This window comes from Geodermatophilus sp. SYSU D00698 (genome assembly GCF_054050335.1).
The window spans coordinates 1-16,481 of sequence record NZ_JBJGZD010000030.1 but is presented as its reverse complement, the minus strand read 5'-3'; the positions used below and the strand labels follow the sequence as shown (position 1 = coordinate 16,481).

The window sequence follows — 16,481 nt, the reverse complement described above, 5'->3', positions numbered from 1 at the left end:
CGCTCCCGGGCCGTGCACGTGCCGCTCGTCAACCGGCAGGACCTGCCGGTGACCGGGCGGGATGTCCGTCGTTCCTTGCCTGTGACACGGAGCAGTTCGCCGCATACGGTCAGTCAGTGCTCACGACGCTCCTGGTCACCGGCGGGGTCCTCGCCGGACTGCTCCTGCTGCTCGCCCTGATCGTCGCCCTGAGCTCCCGGCCCGCTCCCCGCACCGCTCCGCGGCCCGGCGAGCGCACCGCCGGGTGGGTGGCCGACGCCGGCCGCCCGCACCCCGACGCCTGGTCGCCGCTGACCACGACCACGACGTCGGAGATCCGCCCGGTCCGCTGACCGGGCCCCAGGTCCGGCGTCCCGGCGGCTGCGGACGGCGCGCCGCCGGGACGACCCGCCGGCTCAGCGCCGCACCGGCGCCCACTCCGACTCGGCGCGCAGCACCGGCTTGAGCACCTTGCCGCCGGGGTTGCGGGGCAGCACCGCCGACCGCACGGACACGAACTGCGGCACCTTGAAGTCGGCCAGGTGGGCACGGGCGTGCGCCAGGAACGCCTCGAGGTCGAGCTCGGTGCCGGGCACCGGCACGACGACGGCGCCGACCTTCTCCCCCATCACCGGGTCGGGCACCCCGACGACGGCGACCTCGAAGACCCCTGGCGCGGCCGCCAGCGCGTTCTCCACCTCGACGCAGTACACGTTCTCGCCGCCGCGGTTGATCATGTCCTTGGCGCGGTCGACGACGTAGGTGAACCCGTCGTCGTCGATGCGCGCCAGGTCCCCGGAGTGCAGCCAGCCGTCGGTGAACGCCTGCGCGGTCGCCTCCGGCTTGTTCCAGTAGCCCTGGACGACGTTGGCGCCGCGGATGAGCAGCTCCCCGACACCGGTCTCCGGGTCGGGGTCGGCCACCTGCAGGTCGACCACCGGGGCCGGGAAGCCCACCGAGTCGGCGTGCGTGCCGGCGTACTCGTGCGGCAGGAACGTCGAGATCGACGACGTCTCCGACAGCCCGAACCCGTTCCCCACCCGCGCCGCCGGGAACGCCTCCTTGATCCGCGCCACCAGCTCCGGCGCGATCGGCGCCCCGCCGTAGGTGGCGAACCGGACGCCGCCCACGTCGGTGTCGACGAAGGCGGGCTGGTTGACCGCCAGCCAGAACACCGCGGGCACCGAGGTGACGACCGCGATCCGCTCCTCGGGGATGACCCGCAGGAACCGGCCGACCTCGAACGCCGGCATGACCACCGCCGCCGCGCCGCCCTCCAGCGCCGGCAGCAGCTGGCTGTTGCAGCCGGTGACGTGGAACAGCGGCACGCTGATCAGGTTCCGCAGCGTCGGGTCGTGCCGGCCCAGCCCGACCACCCGGCGCGCGTTCTCCGTGTTGGTCAGGAAGTTCTCGTGGCTGGTCATCGCGCCCTTGGGGAAGCCGGTCGTCCCCGAGGTGTAGAAGATCGCCGCGAGGTCGGACCGGGTCAGCCCCTCCTCCACGTACGGCGCGCCGTCGGGCAGCGGCTCCCCCGGCGCCAGCACGACCCGCGCGCCGCTGTCGTCGACGACGTACTGCGCCTCGGGCTCGGTGAACCGGGTGTTCACCGGTACGGCCACCCCGCCGGCCATCAGCGTGCCGAGGAAGCCCAGCACCCAGTCGGCGCCGTTGCCCAGCCGGATCGCCACCCGGTCGCCGCGGCCGACGCCGGCCCCGCGCAGCCCGCCGGCGACCCGCGCCGCGCCGTCCCACAGCTGCCGGAAGGTCAGCCGGGGGCCGTCGACCTCCACGACCGCCTCGCCGTCCGGGTCGCGCTCGACCGAGGCCCGCAGCATCGCGACGACCGACCCCGGCAGGTCGGTGTAGTGCTTGACGCCGGCCGCGTCGCGCTCGACCCCTGCCTCGTCGAAGGGGTGCAGCGCCATCTCAGTAGGTCCCGGTGTTCTCGAAGTACCGGCGCGGGACGTCCACCAGCATCGTGGTGATCTGCTCCTCGGTGACGCCGCGCTCGCGCACGTAGGGGAGGACGTCGTCGTGGATGTGCGTGTAGTGCCACTGCGGCAGGAGGTCCATGACGCCGGGGGCCAGCCAGTCGATGTAGCAGGAGGCGTCCTGCGAGAGCACCATCCGGTCGGCGTAGCCGCGGCGGCACATCTCGACCAGCGTGTCGGCGCGGGCCTCGAAGGTCGTGTCCAGGTTGATGCCGAACCGGTCCATGCCGAGGACGAAGCCCGCGTCGGCGAGCTCGGACAGGTGGTCGACGTCGGTGGTGTCGCCGCTGTGCCCGAGCACGACGCGGCCGGGGTCGACGCCCTCGTCGTCGAGCACCTTCTGGACGTCGAGCCCGGTGTGGCTGTCCGGGTGGGTGTGCACGGTGATCGGGGCGCCGGTGGCGCGGTGGGCCTCGGCGACGGCGCGCATGACCCGCTCCACGCCCGGGGTCAGGCCCTGGTGGTCGATGGCGCACTTGAGGAACGCCGCCCGGACGCCGGTGCCGGCGATGCCGTCGGTGATGTCGCCGACGAACATGTCGACCATCGGGTCGGGCACCTCGGCGCCGACGGCCTCGTCGAGCGCCGGGCCGCGGTAGTGGAAGAAGAACGGGACGTCGTCGTAGGTGTAGCAGCCGGTCGCGACGACGATGTTGAGGTCGACCTGCTCGGCGATCCGCTGGATGCGCGGGATGTAGCGGCCGAGGCCGATGACGGTGGGGTCGACGATGGTGCGCACGCCGGTCGCGGCCAGCCTCGTCAGCTTCTGCACCGCGTCGGCGACCCGGTCGTCCTCGCTGCCCCACTCGCCGGGGTAGTTCTGCTGGACGTCGGCGTTGAGCACGAACACGTGCTCGTGCATGAGGGTCGGGCCGAGTTCGGCGGTGTCGACGGGGCCGCGAACGGTCTGCACCTGGGGCAACGGGTCCTCCTCTGGGCCGGTGCCCGGACGACGCCGTCCGGGCACCGGCACGCTAGCGGGGACGTGACCTGCGTCGCACTCGGGTCAGCCGCCGGTCACCAGTTCCGCGGCCCGCTCGCCGACCATCACCGCGGTCGCCGCCGGCCCGCGCGAGGGCGCCTCGGGCAGCACCGACGTGTCGGCGACCCGCAGCCCGTCGACGCCGCGCACCCGCAGGTGCTGGTCGACGACGGCGCCCGGGTCGCCGTCCGGGCCCATCCGGGCGCTGCCGGCGAGGTGCACCGCCGTGGTCAGGTGCGCGCGGACCCAGCCGTCGAGGGCGGCGTCGTCGGCGAGGACGCCGGCCGGCGGGCCGGGGCGGGCGGCGACCAGCGGGGCCAGCGCGCGGGTGCGCAGCAGGCCGTCGGCCAGGCGCACCGCCTCGCGCAGCCGCCGCCGGTCGGTCGCGGTCGCCAGGTACCGGTGCTCGATCCGCGGCGGCGCCCCGGGGTCGGCCGACGCCAGCGACAGCCGGCCCCGGCTCTCCTCGCGGTACAGCCCGGCGGCCAGCGAGAGCGTGCGGTCGTCCCCGCCCCCGCCGGGGACCACCCGGCCCCAGGGCCGCAGCCACGGCAGCACCTCCAGGTCGCCGGGCACGGGTGAGTCCGAGGAGGTGGCGTTCAGCGACCCGTGCAGCGGCAGCGGCCAGTCGCCCTCGGGCAGCCCGGCCACGGGCACCCAGGGCAGGTGGACCAGCGGGTGGTCGGTCAGCCCGGCGCCCACCCCGGGCAGGTCGGCGACGACGTCGAGGCCGTGCGCGCGCAGGTGGTCGGCCGGGCCGACGCCGGACAGCAGCAGCAGGTGCGGCGAGCCGACGGCGCCCGCGGCCAGCACCACCTCGGCGGCGCGCACCGGGCCGGCGTCGGTGTCCACGCCCACCGCGCGGCCGCGCTCGACCAGCACCCGCCGTACCCGCACCCCGCCGCGCACCGTCAGTCGCGGCGACCCGCGCCGCGGGGACAGGTAGGCCATCGCCGCGTTGACCCGCAGGCCGCCGTCGACGGTGAACGGCACCGGTCCGTAGCCGGGCGGGCCGCCGGCGTTCTTGTCCGGCTCCTCCGGGACGCCGAGCTCCGCGGCCGCCGCGGCCAGCGCCTCCGTCAGCGGCGAGCCGCCGACGGGCCGGGTGACCGGCAGCGGGCCGCCGCGGCCGTGCCCCGGCCGGTCGCCGTACTGGCGGTCGTCCTCGAGCCGGCGCCAGGCCGGCAGCGTGGCGTCGAGGCTCCACAGGTCGTTGCCCGCGGCGGCCCAGCCGGCGTGGTCGGCGGGGGTGGCGCGGACGAAGTAGCCGCCGTTGACGGCGCTGGACCCGCCCACCACGCGCCCGCGCGGCAGCGGGGCGGTGGCGCCCGGGGTCAGCTCGGTGGTGAACGACCAGTTCGCCGGGTGCCCGGGAACGGTGGCGCGCAGCGTGGCGGCGTCGCGCAGGTCGGGCGGGAAGTCGGCGGGCCGGGGGTGGTCGGCGCCGGCCTCGAGCAGCAGGACGCGGCGGCCGGCGTCGGCGAGGCGGGCGGCCAGCGCGCAGCCGGACGATCCGGCGCCCACCACGACGACGTCCCAGCTCACAGGCCGAGGACCCCCGGCAGGTCCAGCCGCCGGACCTTGCCGGTGGAGGTGCGCGGCAGCTCCCGCACCGGGTGCAGGCTCTTGGGCCGCTTGGCCGGGGACAGCCGCTCCCGTGCCCAGGCGCCGAGGGCGGCGGGGTCCGCGGCGCCCACGTAGGCGGCGACCACCCGCTGCCCCCACTCCTCGTCGGGGACGCCGACGACCGCGCTCTCCACCACGTCCGGGTGCGCGTCGAGGACCGCCTCGACCTCGGCCGGGTAGACGTTCACGCCGCCGGAGACGACCAGGTCCTCGCGACGGCCGTCGAGCCAGACGGTGCCGTCGGCGTCGACCCGGCCGAGGTCGCCGACCGTGACCCGGTCGCCGCGCCAGGCCGCCGCGGTCTTCTCCGGCGCGCGCCAGTACTCGAACCGCGCCCACCGCGGCACGGCGCACCACAGCTGGCCGCGCGCGTCGGTCTCCAGCCGCCGGCCCGGCCGCGCGCGGCCGACGCTGCCGGGGTGCGCCAGCCAGTCGTCGGCGGAGCAGACGGTGAACTGGGCCTCGGTGGAGCCGTAGAACTCCCAGACGCTGCCCGCCGGCAGCGCGTCGAGCACCGCCCGCTTGAGCGGCTCGGGGCAGGGCGCGCCGGCGTGCGCGAGCACGCGGAGGGAGGACCAGTCGACGTCGTCGCGGGCGAGCAGCCGGCGCAGGTGGGTGGGGACGCAGAACGTCGTCGTGGGGGCGAGCGTGCTGACCGCCGCGGCCGCCCGGGCGGCGTCGAACGGGCCGGGCAGCAGCACCTCCCCGCCGGCCAGCAGCGTGTGGACGGCGAACCGCAGCGGCGCCGAGTGGTGCAGCGGGGAGAGCACCAGGTGCCGGTCGGCGGCGGTGAAGCCCCAGAGGTCGATCTCCTCGGCGGCCAGCGCGCGGGCGTCGCCGTCGTCGAGGACGCCGGACCACACGCCCTTGCGCCGCCCGGTGGTGCCCGACGTGTAGTGCATCGGCCGGGCCAGCGGCACGTCGGCGAGGTCCGCCTCGTCGTCGCCGGTGAGCAGCCGCTCGGGCGCCGGACCGGCGTCGAGGACCGCGTCGGCGTCGTCGGCGAGGGCGGCCCGCTCGGCGGCGGGCAGCGCCGGGTCGAGCACCACGGGCACGATCCCGGTGCGCAGCGCCCCGAGGACGACGGCCAGCAGCGCCGGGGAGGACGCCGCCGAGACCAGCAGCCGGTCGCCGCGCCGCAGCCCCGCCGCCCGCAGCGCCGCCGCGGCCCGCCGCTGGTCGCGCTCGCTGTCGGCGGCCCGGACGACGGCGGTCACGGCAGTCGCACCCGATCGCCGTCCACCACGACGTGCCCCTCGGCGGCGAGCTTGGCCAGCGTGGCGCGGGTCGACTGCGCGGCCGCCGGCCACAGCGCCCGGGGCACCTCGGCGTAGACGTCGGCCACCACCGCGTCGACGGTGCCCGCCCCGCGGACCAGCGCGGCCAGCAGCTGCGACTCCCGGAACGCGCGGTGGGCGAGGTAGAAGTCGAGCACGGCGCCCGGGTCCTCGGTGAGCTCCGGTCCGTGCCCGCAGTACAGCGCGCTCGGCCCGAGGTCGTGCACCCGCCGCAGCGACTCCAGGTAGGCGACGACGTCGCCCTCCGGGTGCGTGACCACCGACGTCCCCCGGCCGAGGACGTGGTCGCCGACCAGCACCGCCCCGGACTCCAGCCGGAAGGCCAGGTGGTCGGGGGTGTGCCCGGGCGTCGGGACGACGTCCAGCGCGGTGCCCGCCAGACGCAGCCGCTCCCCCGGCTCGAGCAGCCGGCCGCCGGGCCCCGCGACGGCGGCGTCGGCCGCGGCGACCGGCGCACCGAACCGGGTCCCCCACGGCTGCGCGGCCTCGGCGTGGTCGCCGTGGTGGTGGGTGACCAGCACGGCGACGCAGCGGGCGTCGCGGGCGGCCAGCGCCTCCTCCACCGCGGCGAGGTGGGCGGGGTCGTCGGGACCGGGGTCGACCACGACGGCCTGCCCGCTGCCCGGGGCGCCGACGAGGTAGGTGTTGGTGCCGTCGAGGGTCATGCCCGACGGGTTGGGGGCCAGCACGCGGGTGACCAGGGGCTCGAGGTCCGCCGTCCGCGGCAGCCCGCCGGGGGCTGGGAGGTCCCAGGTGACGCGTGGGTCGACGGGGGCGCGCACGACCGCACGGTAGTCCGCGCCCGCACGCGGACCGCCCGACCGGCCGTTAGCCTCCGAGCATGCGATCGATCGCGCACCTGTCCCGCTCCGCCGTCGTGGCGGCGGCCGCGGCCGTCCTGCTCACCGCCTGCGGCGACGGGGGCGACGGGTCGGGCAGCGGGGAGGCCGCCGAGTCCACCGCCGCGAGCACCTCGAGCTCCGCCGAGTCCAGCGGCGACCCCAGCGGCTCGTCCTCCGCGGGCAGCGACGACCCCGCCGTCGCGGCGTTCTGCGAGCAGGCCGCGCAGTACGAGGAGCTCGGCAACCAGCTCTCGGCCGCGACGACCGAGCAGCTGCCGGGCCTGCTGCAGCAGGCGGCCGCCGCGTTCGACTCCGTGCAGCCGCCGGCCGAGATCGCGAGCGACTGGCAGGTCGTGGGCGACGCCGTGCAGGCCTTCTCCGACACCGCCAACTCCGTCGACCTCAGCACCCCCGACGGCCAGGCCCAGCTGCAGACCGCCGCCCAGCAGTTCGTGACCGTCGCCCAGGGCCCGGAGGCGACCAACGTCACCGAGTTCGGCGAGCAGAACTGCGGCGCCGCCGCTCCCACCTCGTAGCCGGCACGACGACGGCCCGCTCCCCGCTCGGGGGCGGGCCGTCGTCGTGTCCGGCCCGGTCAGCGGCGGGCGGGGACGGTCCCGGCGAGCACCGCGGCGGCCAGGCCCGCGAGCACGACGAGGACCAGCGCGGCGGACAGCCCGACCCCCTCGGCGAGCACGCCGACGGCGGGCGGCCCGGTGGCCGAGCCCAGGTAGCCGACGGTGGTGACCGTGGCGATGGCGGCTGGTGCCGGGATCCCGGCGCCGCCGCGGTGCGGCGCGTCCGGCGCGGCACCGAGCACGACCGGCGCCAGCGGGGCCACCGCCAGCCCGACGAGCGCCCAGCCGGCCAGCGCCCAGCCCGCGGTGGGCGCCAGCGCCGCCAGCCCCGCCCCGGCCGCGACGGCCAGCCCGCAGCCCCGGACGACGGCGGCGCGGCGGCACCGCAGGAGCAGCCGGTCGCCGGGGAGCCGGCCCACGACCAGCGCAGCGGTGACGGCGAGCAGGCCCGCGGCGGCCAGCCCCGGCCCGGCGCCGTGGTCGGCCCGCAGGTGGACGGCGACCCACTGGGTGGCCGAGGCGTCGACGAGGAACGCGCACGAGGCCACCGCGCCCAGGCCGAGCAGGCCCCGGCGGGACCCGGCCGATCGCGGGCGCGCGGGCGCCGGGGGCTCGCGCAGCAGCAGCCGCGTCGCGGGACCGCCGGCGACGAGACCGGCCGCGGTCGCCGCGCCCAGGTGCACGCCGAGCGGGACGTCCGCGGCGGCGGCCGCCGTCGCCCCCAGCGCGCCGGCCAGCAGCCCGACCCCCTGGGCGGCGTGCAGACCGGAGAGCACCGGGCGCCGGCACCGCCGCTCCAGCGCCACGCCCTGGGCGTTGAGCGCGACGTCGACGACGCTGTTGGCAGCGGCCCAGCCGGCCAGCGCGGCCGCCAGCCACGGCAGGGACGGCGCCGCCGCCGCGACCGACAGCAGCGGCGCGTAGCCGGCCAGGCCCAGCGCCGCCCCGGCGCGGCTGCCCCGGCGGGTGACCAGCGCGCTGCCCAGCGGCAGGCCGAGCAGCGCCCCGCCCTCGACGGCGAGGACCGCGACCGCCAGGCCACCCGGGCTCAGCCCCAGCCGCTCCTGCACCGCGGGGACCCGCCCGGCCCAGCTCGCGGCGAGCAGCCCGGTCAGGAGGAAGAGGACGCGGGTCGCCGCCACGGCCCGGCCCGCGGTGGGCTGCTCGACGGTCACCCCTGGGACATCGGCTGCCGGGGCCGTGACCATCCATCAGGATCGGCTGGGACGGTTCTGACGTCCGGTCATGGCAGGGGCAGACTGCGGGCCGTGCTGGACACGACGAGGCTCGTGACGCTGCACGCCGTCCTCACGCACGGCTCGTTCACCGCGGCGGCGGCCGCGCTGCACCTCACCCAGCCGGCGGTCTCCCGCCAGGTGAGCCTGCTGGAGCGGCAGCTCGGCACGCTGCTGGTGCACCGCACGCAGCAGGGCGTGCGGCCCACCGAGGCCGGCCGCCTGCTGTTCGCCCACGCGGAGACGCTGCTCGCGGGCCTGGAACGGGCCGAGCGCGAGGTGCGCGACCTCGCCGGCCTCACCCGCGGCACCGTGCGGCTGGGCTCCTTCCTCTCCGCCCTGGTGCACCTGTCCGCCGAGCTGGCCGCGGCGCTCGGCGAGCGCCATCCCGGCCTCGTCGTCGTCGACGAGCTGGTCGACCGGGCCGCGGCCCTGGCCCGGCTGCGCCGGGGTGGACTCGACCTCGCGCTCGTCTGCGAGCCCGACCTGGAGCCCGCCCCGCCTGCCGACGACGTCGAGCTGCACGCCCTGTTCGACGACCCGCTGCGCGTCGCGCTGCCGGCCGGTCACCGCCTGGCCGGCGCCGCCGCGGTGCGGGTGCGCGACCTGGCCGCGGACACCTGGATCCGCCCGCACGACGGCTCGGCCGCCCGCCGGCTGGACGCGGTGCTCACCCGCGCCGGGGTGACGCCGCCACTGCTGCTGGCCGGCCACGGCGACGAGCCGGTGGAGACCCAGGCGCTGGTGGCGGCCGGCCGCGGCGTCGCGCTGACCCACGACCTCACCGTGGTCGTCGGCGGGCACGACCTCGTCCTGCGCCCGCTGGCCGACGAGCCGGGCTCCCGCCGGGTGCAGGCGGCGGTGCTGCCGGGACCGCGCCCACCGGCGACCGCCGCCGCGCTGGCCGCGCTGCAGCGGATCGGCACGGCCCGCCGCGCCCGGCTCAGCAGCCGCTGATCGACACCCCGCGGGCGCGCAGCCACGGCACCGGGTCGACCTGGCCGCCGTGGAGGGCGCCCGAGGGGTGGACCTCGAAGTGCAGGTGCGGGCCGGTGGACTGGCCGCGGTTGCCGACCTCGGCGATCGGCTCGCCCGCGACGACGCGCTCGCCGGTGCCGACGTACTCGGCGTTGACGTGGCCGTAGACGGTGACCGCCCCGTCGTCGCCGCGGATGTAGACCGCCAGCCCGAAGCCGGTCGCCGGGCCGTGCCGGACGACGACGCCGGAGGTGGCCGCGTAGATCGGCGTCCCGATGGGGGCGGCGATGTCCACGCCGCCGTGCAGGACGCCCCAGCGGGCGCCGAAGCAGCTCGAGGTCCGGCCCGAGGTCGGCTTCACGTAGCCGGACCCGCTGACCTCGGAGGCGGCGGCCGTGCGGGACCCCGACGACGCCGCGGCGCGGGCGGCGGCGGCCGCGGCGGCGGCCTCCTCGGCGGCCCGGGCGGCGGCCGCGGCCGCGGCGGCCTCCTCCTCGGCCTTCTGCCGCTGCCACTCCTGGTAGGCGTCGCGGGCGCCCTGCAGCTCCAGCAGGTGGATCTGCGCCGCCTGCAGCTGCTGGTCCAGCGTCGCCTTGTTCGCCTCCGCCGCGGCGACGGCCGTCTGCTGCGCGGCCACCTGCGCGTCGGCCGCGGCCTTGGCGTCGGCGGCCTGCTGCTCGGCCGCCGCGGCCGCGTCCCGGGTGGCCCGCGCGGCGGACTCGGCGTTGGCCTGCCGGACCCGCGCGACCTCGAACTCCTCGAGCACGTCGACCTGGGTGTCGGCGACGTACTCCAGCAGCGCGGCCCGCTGGACCAGCTCGCCGGGGCCGGCGGAGTCCAGCAGCGCCGCCGCGGTGGCCAGGGTGGGGTCGTTGACGTAGCTGTCGCGGGCGAAGCCGGCGATGCGGTCGATCGCGGCGTCGACGGCGTCGGTCGCCGCCTGCAGGTCGGCGGCGGCCTGCTCGGCGGCCGCCTGGGCCTGGAGCAGGGCCTCCTCGGCGGCGAGGTAGGCGGTGCCGGCCGCCTCGGCCTGCACACCGAGCCGCTCGAGCTCGCTCTCGGCGGCGGCCACCTCGGCGGCGAGCCGGCCCACCTCGGCGGCGGCCGCCTCCTGGGCCGCCTGGGCGCCGGCGATCTCGCCGTCGCTCGGGTTCACCGGCGGCGGCGGGACGGCGAGGGCGGGCCCGGCGGTGCCGAGCAGGACCGCGCAGGAGAGCAGGCCGACCAGGGCGGCGCGGACGCCGCCACGGCGGCCGCGGGTCCGGGCGGGACGGCACTGCGGCATCGGGCGCTCCCTGGGGAAGAGGGGTGGTGCAGGTGCGGCGTCAGCGTCGTCCGGCGGACACGCGCCACAGTGGCAACACGCGGCACGGAAGTCACACCGTGACCGCACGACACAGTCACCGACATCCGTCACGTCACTTGTCGACACCCCGGGCGGCGGACTGGAGACCCCTCGGGGGTGACGGACGGCACGTCCGCACGTTCTAGGCTCGACGGTCGTGGACGTCTTCGGCTCCGGCGCTGAACAGGTGGTCTTCTGCTCCGACCCGGCGTCGGGCCTGCGGGCCGTGATCGCCGTGCACTCGACGGCGCTGGGCCCCGCGCTGGGCGGCACCCGCTTCCACCCCTACGCCACCGAGGACGAGGCGGTCGCCGACGCGCTGCGCCTGGCCCGGGCGATGACCTACAAGAACAGCCTGGCCGGCCTCGACCTCGGCGGCGGCAAGGCCGTGGTCATCGGCGACCCGCGCACCGACAAGACCGAGGCGCTGCTGCGCGCCTACGGCCGGTTCGTCGAGGCCCTCGGCGGCCGGTACCTCACCGCCTGCGACGTCGGCACGACCAACGCCGACCTCGACCTCGTCGGCCGCGAGACCCGCTTCGCGCACGGCCGCTCCGAGGTGTACGGCGGGTGCGGGGACTCCTCGGTGCTCACCGCCTTCGGCGTCTTCCAGGGCATGCGCGCCGCCGCCCAGCACCGCTGGGGCGAGCCGACGCTGTCCGGGCGCACCGTCGCCGTCGCCGGCGTGGGCAAGGTGGGCGGCTGGCTGGTCGACCGGCTCGTGGCCGACGGCGCCGACGTCCTCGTCACCGACGTCGACCCCGCCGCGGTGCAGCGGGTCCTCACCCGGCACCCCGGCGTCGAGGCGGTCGCCGACACCGCGACCCTGGTGCGCTGCCCGGCCGACGTCTACGCGCCCTGCGCCCTCGGCGGCGCGCTCGACGACGCGACGGTCGCCGCCCTGCAGGCCGAGGTGGTCTGCGGCGGCGCGAACAACCAGCTCGCCCACGAGGGCATCCCGGACCGGCTGACCGCGCGCGGGATCCTCTACGCCCCCGACTACCTGGTGAACGCCGGCGGGGTCATCCAGGTCGAGGACGAGCGGCACGGCTTCTCCTTCGCCCGCGCGGAGGCCAAGGCGGCCGGCATCTTCGACGTCGCGCTGCGGGTGTTCGAGACCGCCGCGGCCGAGGGCGTCTCCCCCGCGGTCGCCGCCGACCGGCTGGCCGAGCAGCGGATCGCCTCCGTCGGGCGGCTGGCGACCATCCGGCTGCCCCGCTGACCTGCGCCGTCGGCGGGGGCGTGGCGCGGACCACCGCCCCTGTCGGGGGACCGCGGGGGAGGACCCGTGCCCCCGCCTCGCTCGTGTCGTAGGCTGGGTCAAGACACAGTCACTCAGTCGGGGTCGCCACGCGGGCCGTCCAGCCCGTGAGCTGGACTCCCGTTCTCCGTCACGAGGGGGTCGAGCCGATGGGGCGCGGCCGAGCGAAGGCCAAGCAGACACGCGTGGCCCGTGAGCTCAAGTACAGCTCACCCAACACCGACCTCTCCGCGCTGCAGCGCGAGCTGGCCGGTTCTCCGTCTCCGTACACCGCGTCGCGTGCCGACAAGGACGACGACGAGGACGACGACGAGTACACCGACCGGTGGGCGGACGACGACTCCGAGGACGACTGGGCAGCCAGTCGCTGAGGGTCGGTCCCGCGCCGGTCTGATCGACACGACACACCGCCGTCCCTCGTGGGGCGGCGGTGTGTGCCGTGGTCAGCGGTAGGAACCCACCAGCCGCGCGCCGGTCCCGCCGGCGCCGACGGTGCCCGCCACCCAGGCCGGCACCCCGCGGCCGGTCAACAGGCCCACCGCCCGCTCGGCCGCCTCGGCCGCGACGACGGCGACCATGCCGACGCCGCAGTTGAACGCCCGCTCGGACTCCTCGCGCGGCACGCCGTGCTCCTCGAGCAGGGACACCGCGGCCGGCAGCGCCCAGGTGCCGCGGTCGAGCACCGCCTCCAGCCCGTCGGGCACCACCCGCGCGGTGTTGCCGGCGAGCCCGCCGCCGGTGACGTGCGCGAACGCGTGCACCCCGTCGACCCCGACCCCGTCCACCAGGGCGAGGCAGTCGAGGGCGTAGATCCGCGTCGGCTCGAGCAGCACGTCACCCAGCGGCCGGTCCAGCCCGGCCGGGGTGGCGGCGAGGTCGAGCCCGGCGGCGGACACCACGCGGCGCACCAGCGAGTAGCCGTTGGAGTGGAACCCGCTCGAGGCCATCGCGACGACGACGTCGCCGTCGCGGACCCGCTCGGGCCCGAGCACCGCGTCGGCCTCGACGACGCCGACCGCGGTGGCGGCCAGGTCGTACTCGTCGGCGGCCATGAGGTCGCCGTGCTCGGCGGTCTCCCCGCCGACCAGCGAGGCCCCGGCCTGCTCGCAGCCCGCCGCGATGCCGGTGACGATCGCGGCGATCCTCTCCGGGACGACCTTCCCGCAGGCGACGTAGTCCTGGAGGAACAGCGGCTCGGCGCCGCAGGCCACGAGGTCGTCGACGACCATGGCGACCAGGTCGATGCCGACGGTGTCGTGCCGGTCCAGCTGCCGCGCCAGGGCGATCTTGGTGCCCACGCCGTCGGTGGACGAGGCGATCAGCGGGCGCCGGTAGCGGGTCGTGTCGAGCGCGAACAGCCCGGCGAAGCCCCCCAGGCCGCCGACCACCTCGGGCCGGCGGGTCCGCTCGACCGCCGTCCGCATGAGGTCGACGGCCCGCTCGCCGGCGTCGATGTCGACGCCGGCGTCCGCGTAGGTGAAGCCGCCGCTCCCGGGCGCCCGGCTCACGGACGGCGCAGGGCGTCGTCGGCGCCGCCGGGCACCGCGGGGCTGCCGGCCTGCTGGCCGGTCCAGCCGGTGACGGCGCGCTCGGCGTCGTCGACCCGCGGCATCGGGGTGCGGGCCACGCCGGCGGGGAGGCTGCCCTCGAGCACGTGCTTGCCGAGCACCCCGGACTCGCCGAGCGGGATCGGGTACCGGCCGGTGAAGCACGCGGTGCACAGCCGGTTGACCGGCTGCTCCGTGGCGGCGACCAGGCCCTGCTCGGAGACGTAGCCGAGGGAGTCGGCGTTGATGGAGGCACGCACGCCGTCGACGTCGAGGCCGTTGGCGATGAGCTCGGCGCGGCTGGCGAAGTCGATGCCGTAGAAGCACGGCCACTTCACCGGCGGGCTGGAGATGCGCACGTGCACCTCGACCGCGCCGGCCTCGCGCAGCATGCGGATCAGCGCGCGCTGCGTGTTGCCCCGCACGATCGAGTCGTCGACGACGACCAGCCGCTTGCCGCGGATGACGTCGCGCAGCGGGTTCAGCTTGAGCCGGATGCCCAGCTGCCGGATGGTCTGCGACGGCTGGATGAACGTGCGGCCGACGTAGGAGTTCTTGACCAGCCCGAGCCCGTAGGGGATGCCGCTGGCCTCGGCGTACCCGACGGCGGCCGGCGTGCCGGACTCCGGGACCGGGATCACCAGGTCGGCGTCGGCGGGCTGCTCCTTGGCCAGCCGGCGGCCGATCTCGACGCGGGCGGCGTGCACGCTGCGGCCGCCGATCGTGGTGTCGGGGCGGGCGAGGTAGACGTACTCGAAGACGCAGCCCTTGGGCTCGGCCGGGGCGAAGTGCTGGCTGCGCAGGCCGTTCTCGTCGATGGCCAGCAGCTCGCCGGGCTCCACCTCGCGGACCACCGAGGCGCCGACGATGTCGAGGGCCGCGGTCTCGCTGGCCACCACCCAGCCGCGCTCGAGCCGGCCGAGGACCAGCGGGCGCACGCCCTGCGGGTCGCGGGCGGCGTAGAGGGTGTCCTCGTCCATGAAGGTGAGGCTGAAGGCGCCGCGCAGCTGCGGGAGCACCTCCATGGCCGCGGCCTCGACGCTCATGTCGGGGCGGGCAGCGATCAGCGACGTGACCAGGTCGGAGTCGGTGCTGGCGGTGAAGGCGCCGGGCACGCCGGCGTCCACGGCCCGGCCGGCCAGCTCCGCGGTGTTGACCAGGTTGCCGTTGTGGCACAGCGCCAGGCCGGTGCCGGCGTCGGTGGTGCGGAACGTCGGCTGGGCGTTCTCCCAGGTGGACGCGCCGGTGGTCGAGTACCGGGTGTGCCCGACGGCGAGGTGGCCGCGCAGGCTGCCCAGCGTGGACTCGTCGAACACCTGGCTGACCAGGCCGAGGTCCTTGTAGACGACCACCGAGGCGCCGTCGGAGACCGCGATGCCCGCCGCCTCCTGACCGCGGTGCTGGAGGGCGTACAGGCCGAAGTAGGTCAGCTTCGCGACCTCCTCCCCCGGAGCCCAGACGCCGAAGACGCCACAGGCGTCCTGGGGGCCGGGAGCGTGGGGGTCGAGGTCGTGCGTCAGCCGTCCGTCACCGCGAGGCACACCGACGAGCGTACCGGCGCCCTGCGGGGTACCTCCTGCCCGAGCCGTGATCGTGCCCACCCCGGCGGCGGGTCCGCACAGGCCGGCCGGGCACTCCGGGCGGGCGGAACCGCAGCAGGGGTCCGGCGCGTTGACTGACGGTCCACCTGAGAGGAACCGACATGAGCAGCGACCGGCCCGACCCGAACGACTTCCTCGAGATGGCCCAGCGCATGCTGCGCGGGCTGTTCGACCCGTCGCGCGGCGACGACGACGGCGACGACCCGTGGCGGCGGGCGACCGACCACGACACGCGGCAGCGCCGGCGCGAGCCCAGCGCCGAGGAGCGGCGGGAGAACCTCACGTTCGCCCTCGCCACGCGCGCCGTCGAGGCGCTGGAGGACCTGGCGCTCAACGTCGCGGCGATCCGTCAGCGCCTGGAGCGCTCGGGCACGCCGGAGCCCCCGGCCGCGGAGGCCGGGAGCGACGGGACGACGGCCGGGGGGAACGCCGGCCCGGCGTGACACCGGGCTTGCGCCGCCCTACCGGACGGTGCTGATCTCGGCGGAGATGCGGGTGTCCTCGCCGTGGCCGGTGTGCACCACCGTGTCGCCGTGCAGGGTCAGCAGCCTGCTGCGGATCGACCGCACGATCGTCGGGTGGTCGCTGAAGCTGCGGCCGGTGGCGCCGGGGCCGCCGTGGAACAGCGTGTCGCCGGTGAAGACGGCGGCCAGGTCGGGCGCGTGCAGGCACGTGCTGCCCGGGCTGTGCCCCGGGGTGTGCAGCGCGGTCAGCGACGTGCCGGCGACGCGGAAGCGGGTGCCCTCGGCCAGTGCCTCGTCGGGGTCGGCGCTCTCGTGGACCATCTCCCACAGCACCCGGTCGGCGGGGTGGAACCAGACCGGCGCGCCGGTGGCCTGCCGCAGGTCGACCGCGGCCGTGATGTGGTCGTTGTGCCCGTGGGTGAGCACGATCGCCGTCACCCTCCGCCCGCCGATCGCCTCGAGGATCGGCTCGGCGCGGTGCGGCGCGTCGATCACCAGCACCTCGTCGTCGTCGCCGACGAGCCAGACGTTGTTGTCGACGTCGAAGTCCTGCCCGTCGAGGCTGAACACCCCGGAGACGACGGCCTTCTCGATGCGGACGCCTCCCGTGGACCCGGCCATCAGAGGACCACCACGGAGCGCAGCACCTCGCCGTTCTGCATCTTCTCGAACGCGGCCTCGACGTCGTCGATGCCGACGGTCTCGCTGACGAAGTCCTCCAGCGGGAAGCGGCCCTGCCGGTAGAGGTCGACCA

16 protein-coding genes are annotated in these 16,481 nt (G+C 76.8%); 6 read left to right on the top strand and 10 right to left on the bottom strand.

Annotated features, from left to right (window positions below; translation table 11 throughout):
- Positions 1 to 116 precede the first annotated feature (116 nt).
- Positions 117 to 332, top strand: coding sequence for a hypothetical protein (locus ACI8AB_RS20575; RefSeq protein ID WP_456951652.1), 216 nt, complete (start codon positions 117 to 119; stop codon positions 330 to 332).
- 63 nt (positions 333 to 395) lie between these two features.
- On the opposite strand, the gene ACI8AB_RS20570 is transcribed toward ACI8AB_RS20575, so the two are convergent.
- The 5 genes from ACI8AB_RS20570 to ACI8AB_RS20550 form a co-directional block, all read right to left on the bottom strand.
- Positions 396 to 1,904 (bottom strand): class I adenylate-forming enzyme family protein, encoded by a 1,509-nt coding sequence (locus tag ACI8AB_RS20570; RefSeq protein WP_456951651.1) that lies wholly within the window; start codon positions 1,902 to 1,904, stop codon positions 396 to 398.
- Position 1,905: 1 nt separating this feature from the next.
- On the bottom strand, positions 1,906 to 2,883 hold the full coding sequence (locus ACI8AB_RS20565) for a phosphotriesterase family protein (RefSeq protein ID WP_456951679.1): 978 nt from the start codon (positions 2,881 to 2,883) through the stop codon (positions 1,906 to 1,908).
- Between the two features lie 93 nt (positions 2,884 to 2,976).
- Complete coding sequence (gene mftG / locus ACI8AB_RS20560) at positions 2,977 to 4,497, bottom strand: mycofactocin dehydrogenase MftG (RefSeq protein WP_456951650.1); 1,521 nt, start codon at positions 4,495 to 4,497, stop codon at positions 2,977 to 2,979.
- A complete protein-coding gene (locus ACI8AB_RS20555) occupies positions 4,494 to 5,795 on the bottom strand; it encodes a class I adenylate-forming enzyme family protein (RefSeq protein ID WP_456951649.1) in 1,302 nt (433 codons plus the stop codon). The genes mftG and ACI8AB_RS20555 overlap by 4 nt, the downstream gene beginning before the upstream one ends.
- Positions 5,792 to 6,658 carry an MBL fold metallo-hydrolase gene (locus ACI8AB_RS20550; protein WP_456951648.1) on the bottom strand — a complete coding sequence of 289 codons (867 nt, stop codon included), beginning with the start codon at positions 6,656 to 6,658 and terminating at the stop codon, positions 5,792 to 5,794. Before ACI8AB_RS20550 ends, ACI8AB_RS20555 begins: the two co-directional genes overlap by 4 nt.
- 59 nt (positions 6,659 to 6,717) lie before the next feature.
- Here ACI8AB_RS20550 and ACI8AB_RS20545 point away from each other — a divergent pair, with 59 nt between their 5' ends.
- Positions 6,718 to 7,254, top strand: coding sequence for a hypothetical protein (locus ACI8AB_RS20545; RefSeq protein ID WP_387988261.1), 537 nt, complete (start codon positions 6,718 to 6,720; stop codon positions 7,252 to 7,254).
- A 59-nt stretch (positions 7,255 to 7,313) separates the two neighbouring features.
- On the opposite strand, the gene ACI8AB_RS20540 is transcribed toward ACI8AB_RS20545, so the two are convergent.
- Positions 7,314 to 8,471 carry an MFS transporter gene (locus tag ACI8AB_RS20540; protein WP_456951647.1) on the bottom strand — a complete coding sequence of 386 codons (1,158 nt, stop codon included), beginning with the start codon at positions 8,469 to 8,471 and terminating at the stop codon, positions 7,314 to 7,316.
- A gap of 93 nt (positions 8,472 to 8,564) precedes the next feature.
- On the opposite strand from ACI8AB_RS20540, the gene ACI8AB_RS20535 reads away from it, so the two are divergent.
- On the top strand, positions 8,565 to 9,488 hold the full coding sequence (locus ACI8AB_RS20535) for a LysR family transcriptional regulator (RefSeq protein WP_456951646.1): 924 nt from the start codon (positions 8,565 to 8,567) through the stop codon (positions 9,486 to 9,488).
- Here the strand turns inward: ACI8AB_RS20535 and ACI8AB_RS20530 are convergent.
- Positions 9,475 to 10,794: a M23 family metallopeptidase gene (locus ACI8AB_RS20530; protein WP_456951645.1), complete on the bottom strand. Its 1,320-nt coding sequence runs from the start codon at positions 10,792 to 10,794 to the stop codon at positions 9,475 to 9,477. The genes ACI8AB_RS20535 and ACI8AB_RS20530 overlap by 14 nt on opposite strands.
- Before the next feature lie 217 nt (positions 10,795 to 11,011).
- Between ACI8AB_RS20530 and ACI8AB_RS20525 the strand changes: the two genes are divergently transcribed.
- Together ACI8AB_RS20525 and ACI8AB_RS20520 are read left to right on the top strand one after the other, a co-directional pair.
- Positions 11,012 to 12,076 (top strand): Glu/Leu/Phe/Val family dehydrogenase, encoded by a 1,065-nt coding sequence (locus ACI8AB_RS20525; RefSeq protein ID WP_456903550.1) that lies wholly within the window; start codon positions 11,012 to 11,014, stop codon positions 12,074 to 12,076.
- A gap of 188 nt (positions 12,077 to 12,264) precedes the next feature.
- Positions 12,265 to 12,486 (top strand): DUF3073 domain-containing protein, encoded by a 222-nt coding sequence (locus tag ACI8AB_RS20520; protein WP_456951644.1) that lies wholly within the window; start codon positions 12,265 to 12,267, stop codon positions 12,484 to 12,486.
- Positions 12,487 to 12,558: 72 nt separating this feature from the next.
- On the opposite strand, the gene purM is transcribed toward ACI8AB_RS20520, so the two are convergent.
- Positions 12,559 to 13,623, bottom strand: coding sequence for a phosphoribosylformylglycinamidine cyclo-ligase (gene purM / locus ACI8AB_RS20515; RefSeq protein WP_456951643.1), 1,065 nt, complete (start codon positions 13,621 to 13,623; stop codon positions 12,559 to 12,561).
- Positions 13,620 to 15,203 (bottom strand): amidophosphoribosyltransferase, encoded by a 1,584-nt coding sequence (gene purF, locus ACI8AB_RS20510; protein WP_456951642.1) that lies wholly within the window; start codon positions 15,201 to 15,203, stop codon positions 13,620 to 13,622. Before purF ends, purM begins: the two co-directional genes overlap by 4 nt.
- A 161-nt stretch (positions 15,204 to 15,364) precedes the next feature.
- On the opposite strand from purF, the gene ACI8AB_RS20505 reads away from it, so the two are divergent.
- Complete coding sequence (locus tag ACI8AB_RS20505) at positions 15,365 to 15,706, top strand: hypothetical protein (protein ID WP_456951641.1); 342 nt, start codon at positions 15,365 to 15,367, stop codon at positions 15,704 to 15,706.
- An 18-nt stretch (positions 15,707 to 15,724) separates the two neighbouring features.
- On the opposite strand, the gene ACI8AB_RS20500 is transcribed toward ACI8AB_RS20505, so the two are convergent.
- Positions 15,725 to 16,348 (bottom strand): MBL fold metallo-hydrolase, encoded by a 624-nt coding sequence (locus tag ACI8AB_RS20500; RefSeq protein WP_456951640.1) that lies wholly within the window; start codon positions 16,346 to 16,348, stop codon positions 15,725 to 15,727.
- Positions 16,349 to 16,481: the final 133 nt, after the last annotated feature.

Bases quoted from the DNA above. Each gene is read 5' to 3' on its own strand.
- ACI8AB_RS20500 (WP_456951640.1), bottom strand. From the start codon at position 16,348: ATGGCCGGGTCCACGGGAGGCGTCCGCATCGAGAAGGCCGTCGTCTCC.
- ACI8AB_RS20505 (WP_456951641.1), top strand. From the start codon at position 15,365: ATGAGCAGCGACCGGCCCGACCCGAACGACTTCCTCGAGATGGCCCAG.
- ACI8AB_RS20570 (WP_456951651.1), bottom strand. From the start codon at position 1,904: ATGGCGCTGCACCCCTTCGACGAGGCAGGGGTCGAGCGCGACGCGGCC.
- ACI8AB_RS20530 (WP_456951645.1), bottom strand. From the start codon at position 10,794: ATGCCGCAGTGCCGTCCCGCCCGGACCCGCGGCCGCCGTGGCGGCGTC.
- ACI8AB_RS20545 (WP_387988261.1), top strand. From the start codon at position 6,718: ATGCGATCGATCGCGCACCTGTCCCGCTCCGCCGTCGTGGCGGCGGCC.
- ACI8AB_RS20520 (WP_456951644.1), top strand. From the start codon at position 12,265: ATGGGGCGCGGCCGAGCGAAGGCCAAGCAGACACGCGTGGCCCGTGAG.